This window comes from Marinobacter koreensis (assembly GCF_023156285.1).
GTDB classification, from domain to species: domain Bacteria; phylum Pseudomonadota; class Gammaproteobacteria; order Pseudomonadales; family Oleiphilaceae; genus Marinobacter; species Marinobacter koreensis.
This window is the reverse complement of sequence record NZ_JAKZAJ010000003.1, coordinates 48,759-64,307: the sequence shown is the minus strand read 5'-3', so window position 1 is coordinate 64,307 and position 15,549 is coordinate 48,759. Positions and strand designations below refer to the sequence as shown.

The 15,549-nt window shown below is 58.6% G+C and carries 16 protein-coding genes; 4 read left to right on the top strand and 12 right to left on the bottom strand.

Annotated features, from left to right (window positions below):
* Positions 1 to 15 precede the first annotated feature (15 nt).
* The 3 genes from MLD04_RS08565 to MLD04_RS08555 all read right to left on the bottom strand — a co-directional run bounded on the left by MLD04_RS08565 (position 16) and on the right by MLD04_RS08555 (position 3,889).
* A complete protein-coding gene (locus tag MLD04_RS08565; protein WP_248157031.1) occupies positions 16 to 903 on the bottom strand; it encodes a histidine kinase in 888 nt (295 codons plus the stop codon).
* Entirely contained in the window at positions 903 to 1,508 is a 606-nt protein-coding gene (gene ampD, locus MLD04_RS08560; RefSeq protein ID WP_379883615.1) for a 1,6-anhydro-N-acetylmuramyl-L-alanine amidase AmpD, read from the bottom strand. The genes MLD04_RS08565 and ampD overlap by 1 nt, the downstream gene beginning before the upstream one ends.
* Positions 1,509 to 1,603: 95 nt before the next feature.
* On the bottom strand, positions 1,604 to 3,889 hold the full coding sequence (locus MLD04_RS08555; RefSeq protein WP_248157029.1) for a DUF1631 domain-containing protein: 2,286 nt from the start codon (positions 3,887 to 3,889) through the stop codon (positions 1,604 to 1,606).
* Positions 3,890 to 4,108: 219 nt separating this feature from the next.
* Between MLD04_RS08555 and nadC the strand changes: the two genes are divergently transcribed.
* Complete coding sequence (gene nadC / locus MLD04_RS08550) at positions 4,109 to 4,948, top strand: carboxylating nicotinate-nucleotide diphosphorylase (RefSeq protein WP_248157028.1); 840 nt, start codon at positions 4,109 to 4,111, stop codon at positions 4,946 to 4,948.
* A 6-nt stretch (positions 4,949 to 4,954) separates the two neighbouring features.
* Here nadC and MLD04_RS08545 read toward each other — a convergent pair whose 3' ends face one another.
* The 5 genes from MLD04_RS08545 to MLD04_RS08525 are packed head-to-tail and all read right to left on the bottom strand — an operon-like array spanning position 4,955 to position 8,757.
* Positions 4,955 to 5,290, bottom strand: a complete 336-nt coding sequence (locus MLD04_RS08545; protein ID WP_248157027.1) for a YqcC family protein — start codon at positions 5,288 to 5,290, stop codon at positions 4,955 to 4,957.
* Positions 5,291 to 5,298: 8 nt separating this feature from the next.
* The gene (locus MLD04_RS08540; RefSeq protein ID WP_248157025.1) at positions 5,299 to 6,096 is read right to left on the bottom strand and encodes a ParA family protein; all 798 of its coding nucleotides are present in this window, start codon (positions 6,094 to 6,096) and stop codon (positions 5,299 to 5,301) included.
* A gap of 55 nt (positions 6,097 to 6,151) precedes the next feature.
* A complete protein-coding gene (hda, locus tag MLD04_RS08535; RefSeq protein WP_248157024.1) occupies positions 6,152 to 6,850 on the bottom strand; it encodes a DnaA regulatory inactivator Hda in 699 nt (232 codons plus the stop codon).
* The gene (locus MLD04_RS08530) at positions 6,847 to 7,407 is read right to left on the bottom strand and encodes a CDP-alcohol phosphatidyltransferase family protein (protein WP_248157023.1); all 561 of its coding nucleotides are present in this window, start codon (positions 7,405 to 7,407) and stop codon (positions 6,847 to 6,849) included. The genes hda and MLD04_RS08530 overlap by 4 nt, the downstream gene beginning before the upstream one ends.
* Positions 7,408 to 7,428: 21 nt before the next feature.
* Positions 7,429 to 8,757, bottom strand: coding sequence for a DUF2066 domain-containing protein (locus tag MLD04_RS08525; protein WP_248157022.1), 1,329 nt, complete (start codon positions 8,755 to 8,757; stop codon positions 7,429 to 7,431).
* 133 nt (positions 8,758 to 8,890) lie between these two features.
* On the opposite strand from MLD04_RS08525, the gene purM reads away from it, so the two are divergent.
* The 3 genes from purM to MLD04_RS08510 all read left to right on the top strand — a co-directional run bounded on the left by purM (position 8,891) and on the right by MLD04_RS08510 (position 11,443).
* Positions 8,891 to 9,955, top strand: a complete 1,065-nt coding sequence (purM, locus tag MLD04_RS08520) for a phosphoribosylformylglycinamidine cyclo-ligase (RefSeq protein ID WP_248157021.1) — start codon at positions 8,891 to 8,893, stop codon at positions 9,953 to 9,955.
* The gene (gene purN, locus MLD04_RS08515) at positions 9,952 to 10,614 is read left to right on the top strand and encodes a phosphoribosylglycinamide formyltransferase (protein WP_248157020.1); all 663 of its coding nucleotides are present in this window, start codon (positions 9,952 to 9,954) and stop codon (positions 10,612 to 10,614) included. The genes purM and purN overlap by 4 nt, the downstream gene beginning before the upstream one ends.
* Positions 10,615 to 10,690: 76 nt before the next feature.
* On the top strand, positions 10,691 to 11,443 hold the full coding sequence (locus tag MLD04_RS08510) for a DUF3108 domain-containing protein (RefSeq protein WP_248157017.1): 753 nt from the start codon (positions 10,691 to 10,693) through the stop codon (positions 11,441 to 11,443).
* Here the strand turns inward: MLD04_RS08510 and MLD04_RS08505 are convergent.
* From MLD04_RS08505 to apbC, 4 genes are all read right to left on the bottom strand, one after another.
* A complete protein-coding gene (locus tag MLD04_RS08505; RefSeq protein ID WP_248157015.1) occupies positions 11,440 to 12,717 on the bottom strand; it encodes a valine--pyruvate transaminase in 1,278 nt (425 codons plus the stop codon). The two genes, MLD04_RS08510 and MLD04_RS08505, sit on opposite strands and share 4 nt — an antisense overlap.
* 66 nt (positions 12,718 to 12,783) lie before the next feature.
* Complete coding sequence (locus MLD04_RS08500) at positions 12,784 to 13,383, bottom strand: YjaG family protein (protein ID WP_248157014.1); 600 nt, start codon at positions 13,381 to 13,383, stop codon at positions 12,784 to 12,786.
* On the bottom strand, positions 13,380 to 13,946 hold the full coding sequence (dcd, locus tag MLD04_RS08495) for a dCTP deaminase (protein ID WP_008937974.1): 567 nt from the start codon (positions 13,944 to 13,946) through the stop codon (positions 13,380 to 13,382). Before dcd ends, MLD04_RS08500 begins: the two co-directional genes overlap by 4 nt.
* A 333-nt stretch (positions 13,947 to 14,279) precedes the next feature.
* Positions 14,280 to 15,380, bottom strand: coding sequence for an iron-sulfur cluster carrier protein ApbC (gene apbC, locus MLD04_RS08490; protein ID WP_248157012.1), 1,101 nt, complete (start codon positions 15,378 to 15,380; stop codon positions 14,280 to 14,282).
* Between the last annotated feature and the right edge of the window lie 169 nt (positions 15,381 to 15,549).

The window sequence follows — 15,549 nt, the reverse complement described above, 5'->3', positions numbered from 1 at the left end:
AAAATATAACCGGGCTCAAATCACGCCAGAGATCACCATGAGGGCCAATCCGCAAAGCCAGACGAGCATCGAACGGTTCAGAAGATCCCGGATCGCTTCAACGCTTCGGCCACCGAATTCCAGCCAATCGTCGGCATGTAGTGTCCTGAACCGGTCCGGATCCAGGGCATATCCGGTCAAAGCCCCGTTAGCAGAGGCCATCAGCGCTTCTCCGGTGGCCAGCCCCGGATGACTGAGCACCCGCCGGGCGACCCGTAACCAGCCCGCCAGATCACCGGCCAGACCGAATGTCAGACACAAAAGCCGGGATGGAGGCCAGGCGAGCCAACGGGCCATACGGACAAACGCCGGCCGCGCCGACGCCTGCGGCCACTGTTCTGCCAACGCAACCAGCCCTCGCGCCAGGATCGCACCGGCCATACCACCGAGCACAAACCAGAACGCCACCAGGAAGAAACGGTTAAACACCGCCAACATCAATGCCCGTGAAAGCGACAGATGCATGGCCTCCGGAGACAGGGCGTCACCGCGCTCACTGGCCGGGAGCTGATCACGCACATGGTGCCATGCTGCCTGCATGTCCCCCCGGGACCAGGCTTCCGAGTAATCCGTCAGCAGGGAGCGCCAGCCGGGCGTTCCCATCATCAGGACCAGTACCACCAGTTGCAGTGGGTAAAGCAGACCCCAAAAGCCAAGACTGGACAGTTCGAATTCGATGACTGCCGCCATAATTACCGGAAGCAGCAAAAAGATCAGGGCAGGACCTGCTGCCCCTTCCTTGCCCGGCGACGCGCGGGAACCCCACCTGAACCAGAGACGCCAGAGCGCATCGGAAGAGAGATGGTTGGCATTATCGAGCCGTCGGCGGATCAGGTAAGCAAGCAAAAAGACAATTAACGCCATCAGGCATCGACTCCGTCGAGGGGCCGCGTCACCAACAGGGCCCGGAACCGGTTCCAGTCGAATGCGGGGCCCGGATCTGTTTTCCTGCCGGGAGCGATATCGCTGTGGCCGGTTATGCGGTCCACCTGAATATCGGGCCACGCCTGCATCAACAGTGTTGCCAGTTCAGCCAGACGGTGATACTGCGCTTCGGTGTAGGGAACGTCATCGCATCCTTCAAGCTCGATACCAATGGAAAAGTCGTTGCACTCCTCCCGGCCATCGAAACAGGAACGACCAGCATGCCACGCCCGATCAAGCAGGCTGACGAACTGGACAACCGTTCCATCCCGTCGAATCAAGGCATGCGCTGATACCTGAAGACCGGCAATTTCCTGAAAATAGGGGTGGGCCGAGATATCCAGCTGGTTACAGAAAAAATCCGCGATTTCAGGGCCTCCGAACCGACCCGGCGGCAGGCTGATGTTGTGGACCACCAGCAGACTGATGCCGGCGCCTTCAGGCCTGGCACCAAAATTGGGGGAGGGACGCCAGGTCACTCCGGGCAATCGCCCTGTTTTACGGAGCGCCTCGACGTCCGACTGATGGAAGGTTCCTGAAGACAGAGGAGCTTTTGTTTCTGGCAAGGTTGATCCCAAAGCTACACATCATTTAAGGATGTGAACGATTGAATCACAAAGCCCTTCTCGTTGCCATGCTCTCAGTCTTTACGGCTGCTGCGCAGATTATCAATGATGGATTCAAGGGCTCGGTCAAAGATCAGACCGTCATCAAGCATACCGATTTCGCCCGCTTCCATGGAGGCCGCAAGTTCCTCACGGAGGTATTCAGCCACCTTGGCGCCGCTGCGATTCACGAAGATATACTTTCCGGTTGCCTTGATGAACGCTGCCAGCTTGCAACGAACCTTGTTGCCGTCCCGGGTCAGCTCAATCCAGGAGCCAACTCGCAGGGAGTCGGCACGCTCCAGCCACTCGGGCGCAGCCCCGACAGCTGGGCTCTCTGCCGTTGTTTGGGCTTCCTCGACCGGAGGCGTAGCCATCCCGGCGGTCTCGCTATCGGAGGCCTGCTCGGGAATCGGCGCTGGTTCGATCGCGTGCCGGGCTTCGGGCTCAACGGTGCCGGAGAGATCAGGTGCGGGCGTCTCAACAGGGTCTTTCGATGCCGGCGGCTCAACTGTCTCTTCCCGCGGTGCGGCCGTAACCAGCCGTTGAAAGACGTCCACGTGGGCCAGCTCGAGGTCACGGATCGCGGAGTCCGTTGCAAACGGGTCCCAGGAAATTTCCTGCAGTGCAGCCCGAAGATCATCAACGATGGACGGGATGGCGCGCAAAAGCTCGCTGCGTGTGGATGGGCCAACCGGATTCGGATCGACACTCCAGACCAACCGTTCCGTCAACGCGACACCGGTATTCCAGCGATCGGCTCCCTCCCCTTCCCGGAGATATAACCACTGCAGGTAGCGGTTCCAGGGATCCTTCAACAGTGACACGACGGACTCGGGCACATCGCGGTTTTCAAGCAGAGGTTGTATGACTCCATCCGCTGCTTCAGACGCCTTCTCCTGCCGGGCACGCCCCTCTTCAGCATCACGCAGGCGTTGTTCGATGAGCTCACGTCGCCTCCGATCGAGGTCGGTGAACCGGCTAAAGTCCTCAAGAAGATCCTCGAACAGTGAGACGTCGTCGGTGAAATCGTCCAGCACCCGGGTCACAACTGCTTCGATTTTTTCCTTGAGCGGGTCCCGTTGCCCTTCCCTTTTTTCGCTCCAGCCCATAGCTGATAGCGCAAGTTCATTCAGCAGCTTGCGTACCGGGTGTCCGCCGCGGTTAAAGAAATTCCGGTCGCTCAATGCCACCTTGAGCACCGGAATCTGGAGACGTCCGATCAGCGCCTTCATTACGGGATGGAGCTGGCGATCTTCCAGAATAAAATCGAACAGCATCGACACCAGGTTGATGACATCGCTGTCGACCTGTTCAACTTGCAAGGTCTGTCCGGAGTCACCCCTCAATACCGATTGCAGCTGAGTGTTCAGTGAGACCACTTCTCCGGGCTGCCAGTTTCCTGGCTGGGCCTGGATACTGCTCAGCCGGTCTACCAGCCGGTTGGTGTCGAGAAAGCTCGTGCCCGTACCTGCACCGGCGTTCCCGGAGGGCACGCCTCCCTGGCGCAGGAGCGCAGTAAGTTCGGAGAAGGTGGCGCCACCCGGCGCCGATCCCTGTTCCGGGCCGCCATCGCCTGCCACCCCGGATTCTGCTGCGCGACCGGTGCGACGGGACTGTGAACTGGTTGCCGGAGGCCGCTTCAGGTCTGGCAGTACCCCCTCGGTCGCCAAGGCTTTGTTGGCATTCTGGTAAAAGGGCCCCAACTGGTCCGCGAGCAGCCGGTCGAACAACTTCAACACCACCAGTTTGGCCCGGATGTCGATGTCCAGATCAGAACAGGCTTCGGCGATTGCGCCGCAGATCACTTCAGGGCTCAGCGGCATCTGGCTGTCGCTGAGATCGACATTGGGCACCAGATGGCTGACACGGGCCTTGAGCATCAGGATGGCATCGAGGTGGCGATTCCGGAACTTGTTGACCATGTTATCGATCGCGACCTTCTGCTCCATGTCGGCATGGTCCAGGAGACTCAGTCCTTCACTGTCGATGTCGTCCAAGGACCGACCGGAAGGCCGGGAGCGAAAGCGCCCGATGTCGTTGAAGGCACGGGAAACATACTGCAGCATCGATAGCATCATGGCCTTCCGATGCATTCTCAGCTCACGCATGGCATCGAAATAGGCGTTCTGATCGACATTGCTGGCTGCACGGTCGGCAAGTTCGAACAGCGAGTCGTCCGCGCCATCAAAAAAGTCGGCCAGCATGGCCTTCATGGAGTGACCCGATGCGTCACGCAGGCGGACCAAGGCGGTCGGAAGCCCGGATCCACTGGACGGATTGCCGCCCGAGAAGGAAACCACCTTGTTATCCTGCGCCATTGAGCTACTCCCGGAATCAGTGTGCGCACTTATTCTACGCGTCTTACCAACTATGGTACGAGCTGAGCACGTCAGGTTGTGTCAGAATTTGTCACCTTTTGTGTAGATCGGACCTGAGTCACAGTTTAGCTGACGGCAACCCGTCATTTGGCGAAAGCCGGACATCGCTATAGAATCGTCCGCCAGTCATTTTTACTCTGAATCCGCGGACCACCTATCATGCTGCCTGACGAACGTTTACGCCAATCCCGAATTGAATCAGTCGCTCTCAGCCTGCGCGAAGACATCGGCGATGGTGACATCACTGCCCGCCTCATTCCGGCTGAAACCCACGCCACTGGGCGAGTGATAACCCGGGAAGCAGCAACCATTGCCGGAGCCGAGTGGGTCAATGAAGTCTTCCGGCAGGTGGATCCGGACGTTTCCGTAAACTGGCAGGTAGCCGACAGCGACAGGGTCGTCCCCGACCAGACCCTGTTCACCCTCGAAGGACCCGCCCGTAGTTTGTTAACCGGCGAGCGCGCGGCCCTCAACTGGCTCCAGACTCTCTCCGGCGTCGCCACCACCTGCGCGTCCTACGCTGCAAGGGTGGCACACACGCAAGTCCAGCTGCTCGACACCCGAAAAACACTGCCAGGCCTGCGAATGGCGGAGAAGTACGCCGTGACCTGCGGTGGGTGCTTCAACCACCGCATCGGCCTATGGGACGCCTTTCTGATCAAGGAGAACCATATCGCCGCCTGCGGTTCAATCGCCAGCGCAGTGGCCGAGGCCCGCAGAATTGCGCCGGACCGTCCTGTTGAAGTGGAAACCGAAACACTGGACGAACTCGATCAGGCCCTGGCTGCCGGCGCCGATATCATCATGCTGGATGAGTTTTCGCTGGCAGACCTGAAGACCGCCGTTACTGTCGCAGCCGGCCAGGCCAGACTGGAAGCATCGGGCGGGATCAACGCCCAGACCCTGGTCCCGATCGCAGAAACCGGGGTGGACTTCATTTCTATCGGCGCCCTGACCAAGGACATCAAAGCCATTGACCTCTCAATGAGGCTGGACTGAACACAACTATTGGTCGGACAACAACCTGTCCATGGCCTGAAGCTCCCTGATCAGGCCATGGCCGGATTCCGGCCTGCCACGGAAATGTTCCTCAGCCATGGGAGCCATGCCTGAGACCTCGGGCAACGGGTGGCCATTCTCAATCAGGATTTTCATTCTCTCCACGAACACGAACTGAAGCCACTGCGTAAACTCCATGGTATCGACGCAGAAGGGCTTGTCGCTCTGGAAGGCCTCCCGGGGAGGCGCTTCCTCTTCCCAAACGTCCAGCTGCCGGAGTTCGACTTCGATCTGCAGCAGGCTGTCCGCTACTCGCGCCACTTTGCTATTGCCATCGGTCATGCGATCACCTATTCGGTCAGAGGCTCCAGCTCGACTGCCTCTCCGTGCAAGACCCGGAACAGATCTTCGTATTGCCGGGTCAGCGGATGCTTCGGAGCCATATGAATGAGGGGCTGCCTGCTCTGATGGGATTCTTTCATCTTGACCGAACTGGACAGCCGGACAGGAAGCACCGGCAAACCCTCCTCGGTCAGCTCCAGGACCAGTTTCCTGGGGAGACTGGCCCTTGGCTGGAACTGATTGGCGATAATGCCCTCGACCACCAGATCCTCATTGTGATCCTCCTGCAGTTCGCGGATCTCCCCCAGAATGTTGTAAAGCGCCTGGCGCGAGAAGTCATCACAATCAAAAGGTATCAGGCAACGCTGTGCAGCAATCAATGCGGACCGGGTATAGAAATTCAAGGCCGGCGCCGTGTCGATGTAAATCGCATCAAAGCTGTCACTCAATTTTTTCAGGGCTTCACGGAGCTTGTAGATCTTGTGTTTCGCCTCAAGCTTGCGCTCCAGAAAATCCAGTTCCGGGCTCGAAGGCAACACAAACAGGTTATCGAAAGGCGTGGCGTGTACAAATTCGTCGGGCCGACGGTTGAACATGGTAAACGCCACGGTCTGCTCCAACAGATCGGCGATGGTATCCTTCAGTTCCGCCGCCGGCCTGCCGAGCAGATAATGCGTGGAGTTGCCCTGCGGATCCAGGTCAACAACCAGCGTCCGCTTTCCCCTGGCAGCGCTGATAGCCGCCAGATTGCAGGTGATACTGGACTTGCCCACACCGCCTTTCTGGTTGAACACAACCCGTCTCATTTCGTCTCTCCCCTTGCGCGATCGTATCGATCGGTCGTTTTTATCATTACCCGGGCTACCATCCCATGACCGTCTTGACGAACGGGATGGTCAGACGCCTCTGGGCCTGCAGCGAATTTTCATCCAGGACATCCAGCAGGGCCAGCAGGTCCCCGAGCCGTCGCGGCGCCCGACGCATTATGAATCCGGCAACGTCGTCCGCCATCACAAGGCCTCGTTGCTCCGCACGGGCCTGGAGAATTCTCTGGCGGTCCTCGTCCCGATAGACGCCGAGCTGCAACAAAAGTCCGTGCCCCAGTCGGGACATCAGGTCAGGCAAACCCAGTCCCAATGCCGACGGGACGTCCCCAGCACTGACCACCAACAGGCTACCCTGATCCTGAATCCGGTTATAAAGATGGAAGATGGACTCTTCCCAGGCTGGATCGCCGGCGATCCGCTCCAGATCGTCCAGACAAACCAGGCGCTGTGACTCCAGCCCCGACAGGGCTCCCGGCCCAAAGGGCTCGAGTTCAGCCAGACTGACACAGACCGCACCCTCGCCCATCGCTTCCACCTGGTGGCAGGCGGCCTGGAGCAGGTGACTTTTCCCGGTATCCGAATCGCCGCAGACCACGACGACGGGAACACCTTCCGGGCGCTGGCATACGGCCCTCAGCCGCACTGCCACGTCCTGATTCCGGTCACCGTGAAAATTATCGAACCGGGCATCGTCACGCAGTTTTACGCCAAGAACCAGTTGGGACGCCATCATTCCTGTCTCGCCCTCCAGGCCCGCATTCCCCAGACCAGCAAATAATGGCCGCCACTTACTACCGCTGAAAGGGCAACCAGCAACACCCCGACATCACGCACCCAGGGCGGCATCGGGAAGCCCGCCAGAAGAATAATAATCGCCAGCACCACGAGAATCTGAACGAACGTGTTGATCTTGCCCGGGATACTCGGTTCCATTTCGAACCGACCAACGCCGTAATGGTAAGCCAGCGCCCCACCGACAATAAGCAGGTCGCGGCCCAGAACGATGGCGAACAGCCAGACCGGGAGTACCGACGTGAGGGTCAGCATAAGGTAGGACGTGATCAGAAGGGCTTTATCCGCCAGCGGATCGGCAATCGCACCAAACCGGGACCGCCAATTGAAGTGCCTTGCCAGAAAGCCGTCGAACGCATCGGTCACGGACGCCACGAAAAAGATGGCGAGAGCGTATCGATAGTTCTCCATCAGCAGGGCCGCAGCGAAGGGAACAATCAGGACAATCCGCAAAAACGTCAAGGCATTGGGTATCCAGCGCCAGCGTTGCGATTTCACAAGACTCCCTCCACTGTCGCCTTACTGTTCGGGATTTGATCCGATGTTGGGCGCAGGCTGCCAGCGATAATAAAGCACCTGATAAAGCGAGTCGAAGGCCTGGGACGCATCTGCTTTGTCGTTTGCCAACGGCTGGTAGGTAAACGTTGTGGATGCGACGCCTTTGTCCTTGAGGTCCGCACCCTTGCCCGGTAGTGACACACCGTCTGGGCTTCGAGCGGCCTCATTCGAAGCGTTCTCGGCGCCAGTGCCCGGGACATTCGCAGCCGACGCCTGGCTGCCTGTCTTTTCGAGCGTTTTAGGGGCTAATGACCCCGGGTCCATGGCGACGAACCGTGAGTCCAGTGCAATGTACTGCTTCAACTGGTCCAACTCCCCGGTAAAAGTCGCCCTCAATGTCAGCTGGGAACCTTTCACCCTGGCCGCACTCACCTCCTGTACCGGCGTGAGCCCTTCAAGGACATCTGTCACACCGCCATAATCGGCGACACTGTCAACTCCATCGATAACGATATCCACCTGCGGGGATTCGCCGACTTCGTTCGCGGACACTGCGTATTGGCTAGCGTACTGTTCAGTCCAGCGATCGATAACGGCGTTGACCAACTCATCGGGCGTAGCGGCCGTTACTGACTGCTCGCCACCATTGGCAGCGCCACCGTCAAAGACCCAACCAGCTCGCCATTGCCCGCCACTGCGGTTGATTCGAACGAGGGCCATGGCATCGTGGCTCAGATCCGAAGCAGCCGACTGAACGTTGCTGACAAACTGCCCCCATATTTCCGACAGCAGTTCCCGGTCGCCTTTGGCAGATGCAGGTGGCAGCGCCAGGGGCAGCCCTCGATCTGCAGCGGCTTCTTTGAAGGCAGCCCGCCAGGGATCTTCCGCTGGCCCGGCACCATCCGCATCACCTTCAGTAACAAGGCGTCGGGAGCCCCGTTCCTCAACCGCGACCCAGGCGAGCGTCAAAGGCCGGTTTGCCCCCCACACCGGGGCATTAACGGATGCCAGAGCCTTGTTAACGCCCACGGCACCAAAGGACATCTGCAGGCGGTCATTGCCGTTGTCATCCCTAAGAAACTGGTAGGAAAGCAGTAAAGACTCGGCATCGTCCATCAGCGACTGAACGCCATCAAGGCTCAAAACGTCTCGGCTTCCAGAGACGCGAACCAGCACACGTCCGAGGCCCTCCGCAGCTCCCTTCGCCAACTGATCAGCTCCGGAACCGGCCACCGGCACTTCTACCGAATACAGCCCGGAGACGGTAACGGCCTGCGCCTGGGATACCGTTATAATACTACTCAGCAGAACCAGTGCCGCCGCTGCGATTGTCCGTACTGTCCGCGCCAAGTTTTGTCCCGATACTGACATGAATCACCCTGGTGTTCGCATGGATGGCGCATAGGATACACCATGGCCTATACCGTGAGTAGCTGTTAAAATCCGCGGCCTGTCCCACTATTGCCAACGGTTCCAATACACCATGAGCGAACAGAAGCCCTCCCTGACCTACCGCGACGCTGGCGTTGACATCGACGCAGGCAACGAACTCGTCAACCGTATCAAGGACACTGCGGCCCGCACACGGCGCCCCGAAGTGCTTGGCGGCCTGGGTGGCTTCGGGGCCATGGTGGCTATCCCGCCCGGATACAACGAACCGGTATTGGTGTCCGGTACCGATGGCGTCGGCACCAAGCTCCGTCTGGCCATGCAGCTTGGCAAGCATGACACCATCGGCATCGACCTGGTCGCCATGTGCGTGAACGACCTCGTGGTGGGTGGCGCGGAGCCGCTGTTCTTTCTTGATTACTACGCCACCGGAAAACTGAACGTAGACGTGGCAGCGCAGGTGGTTGCCGGCATCGGTGAAGGCTGCGCCCAGGCAGGATGCGCCCTGGTCGGGGGAGAGACCGCCGAGATGCCGGGCATGTATGAAGGGGAAGATTACGATTTGGCAGGGTTCTGTGTCGGCGTTGCCGAACGCAGCGAGATTATCGACGGCAGCCGGGTTCAGCCCGGAGATGTCCTCCTTGCCCTGGGCTCGTCCGGACCGCACTCCAATGGCTATTCCCTGATCCGTAAAATTCTCGAAGTCAGTAACGCCGATATCGATCAGACCGTTGGCGATACCCGCCTTGCGGATGCCCTGATGGCCCCGACCCGCATTTACGTGAAGAACCTGCTTCAACTGATCCGCGAAGTCGACGTACGCGCCCTGTCGCACATTACCGGCGGCGGATTGCCAGAGAACATTCCCAGGGTTCTGCCCAAGGGTAGCGTCGCCACCATTGACACGGACAGCTGGACACTGCCGCCGGTATTCCAGTGGCTGAAGGACGCCGGCGGCGTTGCCGCTGAAGAAATGTACCGGACCTTCAACTGCGGCGTCGGCATGATTGTCTGTGTGCCTGCGAACCAGAAGGATCTCGCGGTCGACACGCTGAATGCGCTGGGTGAAACCGTCTGGCAGATCGGCGTCATCGAGAGCGCGGACGCCCAGGACGCGGAGCCTGTGGTGAAATACCAGCCAGGACTGTTGTCGGCATGAAGGCAGATAAAGCTCCACTGCCGCGTATCCTGGTACTCGCTTCCGGAAGCGGAACCAACCTTCAGGCACTGATTGATGCCAGCCGTGAACGCGACTATCCGGGCCAGATTATTGCGGTCGGTTCCAACCGTCCGGGCGCCTTCGCGCTTGAGCGGGCGGCACAAGCGAATATCGAGACGTTCGTTGTCGATCACACAAAATTCCAGAGCCGGGAAGAATTCGACGCCGCACTGATGGCCGAGATTCGTCGCCATAATCCGGATGTGCTGGTGCTGGCCGGCTTCATGCGGATCCTGACAACGGATTTTGTCCGGGCATTCCGCGGTATCATGCTCAACATCCACCCTTCCCTGCTGCCAAAATACACGGGGCTGAACACCCATCAGCGGGTGCTCGAATCTGGCGATCCTGTTCATGGGGTATCGATACATTTCGTGACCGAAGAACTCGACGGTGGCCCGGTCATTGCCCAGGCAGAGGTTCATGTGGCACCGGATGACACCGCCGAATCGCTCGCTGAAAAGGTGCAGGAGAAGGAGCACATCCTCTATCCCATCGTAATCCGGTGGTTCTGCGAAGGCCGCATTCACCTGGGAAGCGATTATGTGCTCTTCGACGGCGAGCCCCTGGCGGCACCGATGAGACTTCCCGAGAACTGAACAGATTGTCATGCCGGGATCACGCATCACCGGCTACACTGTCGCTAAACCTGTCAGGTGAAAAGGACCCCGACTCATGACAAGCGACCGTCACCAGCCCGTTTCCTGTATCGGAAGGCTTATAGGTTTTCTCACTACCCTTGCCTTACTCCTGGCCTCGGCGTTGGCCAGTGCGGAACAGGCCACCGACCTCGTACCCTTCAAGGCCAATTACACGGCCACCATGGAAAAGGGCATCGAACTGAGCGGCACCGGCACCCGTAGCCTGACCGACCAGGGCAATGGCGTCTGGCTGTATCGAACCGATGTTAAGTCCTTTATCGCCAACATCGACGAGTCTCTGGTCCTCAAGTGGGAAAACGGACGCGTGGTTCCCCTCCGCTACCGCTACAAACTGTCCGGCCTGTTCATCAGGGACCGGAAACAGTCTATCGACTTCGACTGGGCCGCAGGGACTGCCAGCGGGGAGTACAAAGGCAAATCCTTCAAACTGCCCCTGGAGGAAGGTACCCTCGACCCCCTCGGCTACCAGCTTCAGTTACGACAGGACATCAAGGCGGGCGAACGGGATATGACCTATCAAGTCATTGACGGGGGCGAATATGATAAAACGCACTTTGCCGTCCTGACGAAAGAGCCGGAGACAGCGTCAATCGACATCCTGAGGGGGACCCTCAAAGCGGAAAAGGTCCGGAAGGAAGGTTCCAAGCGCCAGACGCTGATGTGGTTCGATCCAGACCGGGAGTTCATCCTCGTACGCCTGCTCCAGATCGAGCCCGACGGCAAACGCTACGAACTCCACCTTGACACCGCAAAGGTCGAGGGCTAGGCGCCCTGCTCTGAACTCTGCCAGACGGCCTTGACCTCGTCTGCGATGATCCTCAACCCGGCGGCCACCCGCTCATCATCCTGCGAATAGGTGACGCGCAGGCATTCGTGACGGTGCCGCCAGCCATCATCTGGCAAACCGGGGAAGAAGTAATGCCCGGATACCACCAACACACCCCGCTGCTTCAGACGCTGGTAGAGCTCCAGGCTTGAAATTGGCAGATCCGGGAACCAGAGCCAGAGAAACATGGCGCCTTCGGGCTTATGCACGTACCAGCGACACGAGTCCTCGCCCATGGCTTCGCGGAAGACTTCGACAGCACGCTCCATCTTGGTCTTGTAGAACGGACAGACGACATCCCGGCTAAGCGACAGGATTTCACCGGATCTTACCAGCGGCTCCGCAATCATGGCCCCGAAACTACCCGTTGCCAGGTTCAGAATCGCGTTTATGCCCGATAACGCCTTGATCACCGGCTCCGAGGCAATCACGATGCCGGTTCGGGCAGCGGGAAGCCCAAGCTTCGACAGACTCAGGCACAGAATGATGCGCTCATTCCAGGTTGGCTGGGCATCCACAAACAGCAGGCTCGGGAATGGCGTTCCATAGGCGCCATCGACGATCAGGGGAATGTCGTGCTGCCCCGCCAGAGCTTCCAGACGGGCGAGCTCTTCGTCGGTGATCACGTTGCCGGTGGGATTGGTCGGGCGCGACACACAGATAGCGCCGGTTTCACCGGTGACCTCCACAGCGTCAAAATCCACCCGGTACTTGAATTCGTGCGCATCGGTGAAAGAAATATCCGGCTGAACCGCTCGGAACAACCCGGGCTCAATCCCGGCATCGGCATACCCGATGTATTCCGGCGCGAGGGGCAGCAGAATGTGTTTTCGCTGTCCGCCTCCATAGTCCCCACCAAACATGTTGAATAACATGAAAAAGGCGGCCTGGCTGCCATTGGTAAGGGCAATATTGTCCGGACTGAGGTCCCACCCATACTCGCGGTTCAACAGCTCTGCCAGAGCACTGATGAATCCTTTTTCTCCCTGGGGCGGATCGTAGATGCCTACGAGTCGACGGACCTCATCCTCGTTCTGGCCCATCTCAGACAGAATGGTCTGAACACGATGCTGGATTTCCGGGATGTGGCCCGGATTACCACCTCCCATCATGATCATGTCGTCACCGGACGCCATGGCATTGCCAAGGTCATCCATCAGTGAGGTTATACCGGCATCGGCGGTGAATTTACGGCCAAACGCAGAGAGTTTCATGGCACCATCCATTCAGCAACGAAACGCAGGGAGTTTTAAACAGAGTGAAGCGCGGACTACCCCGGGTCAACTGTCCAGCGCAATGCCGAGGTTACTGACGCCCTCGTTGGCGGCACCGGTCCGCAATTCCTCAACAAAGGATTCTTTCGGAGTACGCTGCCGCTTGAGCGCCAGCACCAGGTCCCTCTGGAACATCTTGTCTTCTTTCATCAAGGGATGATGATCCAGCAGACGGACCAGCTCATCTTCGGGCAGCGACTCGCCTTCCGACAGTTCAATAAAATTCATGACCGTTGTCGTGGCCAGCTGGGATGCTTCGGTTGCCCGATGTTTATTCGGGTTGAGCCGATTGAGCAGCGCCTGCTCGAGTAACTGACAAAAATCGAACGCGGGATACACGCCGTAGGCGTCGTAGTCGTCAACCTGGGGCGATAGCGACTCCAGTTTGCTGAGCAACTGGGGAATTGCAGCATCACTGGTGTCTTTCTGAAGCAGCTCCCAGGCGATGTCCAGCAATTGACGCATCTTGGCGCCGGTTTTCAGGCCGACAGCCTCGACAAAGAGGGCGTAATTCGGAAACGAGCGCTCGGCGAGCGCCAGCAGGAAGGCATATTCACGCCATCCCTGCAATTGTGCAACGGCTTTGAGGAACTGGTTGGCGTTCATGTCCTTGGCAGGGTCACGCCGGTCTGACCCAGGTATTTGCCGCCCCGGTCCTTGTAGCTGGTATCGCAGACTTCATCGGACTCGAAAAACAGCATCTGGGCAACGCCTTCGTTGGCGTAGATCTTGGCCGGCAGGTTGGTGGTATTGGAAAACTCCAGAGTCACCTGGCCTTCCCATTCCGGTTCCAGCGGCGTGACGTTCACGATGATGCCGCAACGGGCATAGGTGCTTTTGCCCAGGCAGATGGTGAGCACGTTTCTCGGAATCCGGAAATATTCGACGGTCCGCGCCAGCGCAAAGCTGTTCGGCGGGATGATGCAGACGTCGCCGGTGTAGTTGACGAAGCTGTTGTCGTCGAAGTTCTTCGGATCGACCGTGGCGCTGTGGACATTAGTGAAGATCTTGAATTCATTGCTACAGCGAACGTCGTAACCGTAACTGGAGGTCCCGTAGGAGATGACACGGCCTTTTCCGGTTTCCCGAACCTGTCCGTGCTCGAACGGTTCGATCATGCCGTGCTGCTCGGACATCCGGCGTATCCACTTGTCGGATTTAATGCTCATCGGTGAATTCTCGTTTCCGCTGGAAAAATTGAGGCGTAGTTTACCTGTTCCCTTGGGGTCTGTCGAAGGCTCCTCAGGCTATCTCCAGACTGCTTGATCTGTGGGCTGCAAGGCCAGAAAACGCTCTCCAAAACACGCTACGAGCACCCCTCCGGGGTCCAGCCAGCAATCACAGATTGCTGTCGTTCGGCTGTCGCATGAAGCTTTGCTTCATAAACGCTCGGCCTCACCCATGTGCGCTTGTCTCAGGCCATCCATGGCCTCCAACATTTTTGGAAAGCTATTCCTGCATCCGCGAACGGGCCTTGTGCAGCCCCGCCTGAAAAGAATCGGTCAGTGTTCGGTTACCGAAACACTGGAGATTGAACCCGACAGATTCCGCTCCCGCGTTGACAACTCCGCACCAACCCGGCGAGCGATGTCGCGGTAACGGCGCGCCACTTCGGAGTCCGGTTCGGCGATCACCGAGGGAGTACCGCCATCGGTCTGTTCCCGGATGGTCATGTGCAGGGGCAGCTGCCCGAGGAGGGTGGTGTCGTATTCCTCGGCAATCCGCTCACCGCCGCCGTGGCCGAACAGGGGTTCTTCATGGCCGCAGTTGCTGCAGATGTGGACACTCATATTCTCGATCACGCCGAGTACCGGAATCTCCACCTTGCGGAACATTTCGATACCCTTTTTGCCATCCAGCAGCGCGATGTCCTGGGGCGTGGTGACGATGACCGCACCTGTCACGGGCACCTTCTGCGCCAGGGTGAGCTGAATGTCCCCGGTTCCCGGCGGCATGTCGACGATCAGGTAGTCAAGTTCGTTCCAGAGGGTCTGCTGGAGCAACTGCATAACGGCACCACTGACCATGGGGCCCCGCCAGACCATGGGCGTTTTTTCGGTGACAACGAACGCCATGGAGTTGGCCTGCAGGCCATGGGCGTCCATGGGAACGAAGTATTTGTTTTCCCGGGTGTCCGGACGCTTGCCTTCCGGCACTCCGAGCATCATGCCAATACTGGGACCGTAGATGTCGGCGTCAAGAATGCCGACTCGGGCGCCTTCGGCCTGCAGGGCCAGCGCGAGGTTGACCGCGGTAGTGGATTTGCCGACGCCACCCTTGCCGGAGGCCACAGCGATGATGTTTTTAACGCCGGGGACAGAGGGAATGTCTTTCTGCACTTTGTAGGAGTGGATCTTCTGGCCGACATGCACGTCGGCACTTTCCACGCCCTCAACGTTTTCGAGCGCATTGGTAACGATTTGCTTGAGCGCTCCGGCAATTCCTTTGGATGGATAGGGCAGCTCAACCATCAGGGTGACTTTTCCACCCTCTTCCGAGGCGAGATTCTTGACGGCGCCGAGTTGGTACAGGTCCTTGTCGAGATAAGGATCCCGATATTCTCGGACAGCGGCCTCCAGGGCCTGCTGGGAAATCTGGGTCATCGGCTTCTCCGGAATAAGCTCATGAACACGAAAACGGGTGTTTCGGGTGAAAAATTGCTGCTTGGAAGGTATCATCTGTGCCCGTTTCTGACCATATGGGGTCGCCACCCGCGACTATCAACACGGGTGCTTTCAACCGGCCCCTTTTATTTGCATTGCCAATCCTTAT

Coding starts and splice junctions, on each gene's coding strand:
- MLD04_RS08565 (WP_248157031.1), bottom strand. CDS start 903: ATGGCGTTAATTGTCTTTTTGCTTGCTTACCTGATCCGCCGACGGCTC.
- MLD04_RS08555 (WP_248157029.1), bottom strand. CDS start 3,889: ATGGCGCAGGATAACAAGGTGGTTTCCTTCTCGGGCGGCAATCCGTCC.
- nadC (WP_248157028.1), top strand. CDS start 4,109: ATGCTGCCTGACGAACGTTTACGCCAATCCCGAATTGAATCAGTCGCT.
- MLD04_RS08545 (WP_248157027.1), bottom strand. CDS start 5,290: ATGACCGATGGCAATAGCAAAGTGGCGCGAGTAGCGGACAGCCTGCTG.
- MLD04_RS08540 (WP_248157025.1), bottom strand. CDS start 6,096: ATGAGACGGGTTGTGTTCAACCAGAAAGGCGGTGTGGGCAAGTCCAGT.
- hda (WP_248157024.1), bottom strand. CDS start 6,850: ATGATGGCGTCCCAACTGGTTCTTGGCGTAAAACTGCGTGACGATGCC.
- purM (WP_248157021.1), top strand. CDS start 8,891: ATGAGCGAACAGAAGCCCTCCCTGACCTACCGCGACGCTGGCGTTGAC.
- purN (WP_248157020.1), top strand. CDS start 9,952: ATGAAGGCAGATAAAGCTCCACTGCCGCGTATCCTGGTACTCGCTTCC.
- MLD04_RS08510 (WP_248157017.1), top strand. CDS start 10,691: ATGACAAGCGACCGTCACCAGCCCGTTTCCTGTATCGGAAGGCTTATA.
- MLD04_RS08505 (WP_248157015.1), bottom strand. CDS start 12,717: ATGAAACTCTCTGCGTTTGGCCGTAAATTCACCGCCGATGCCGGTATA.
- MLD04_RS08500 (WP_248157014.1), bottom strand. CDS start 13,383: ATGAACGCCAACCAGTTCCTCAAAGCCGTTGCACAATTGCAGGGATGG.
- dcd (WP_008937974.1), bottom strand. CDS start 13,946: ATGAGCATTAAATCCGACAAGTGGATACGCCGGATGTCCGAGCAGCAC.
- apbC (WP_248157012.1), bottom strand. CDS start 15,380: ATGACCCAGATTTCCCAGCAGGCCCTGGAGGCCGCTGTCCGAGAATAT.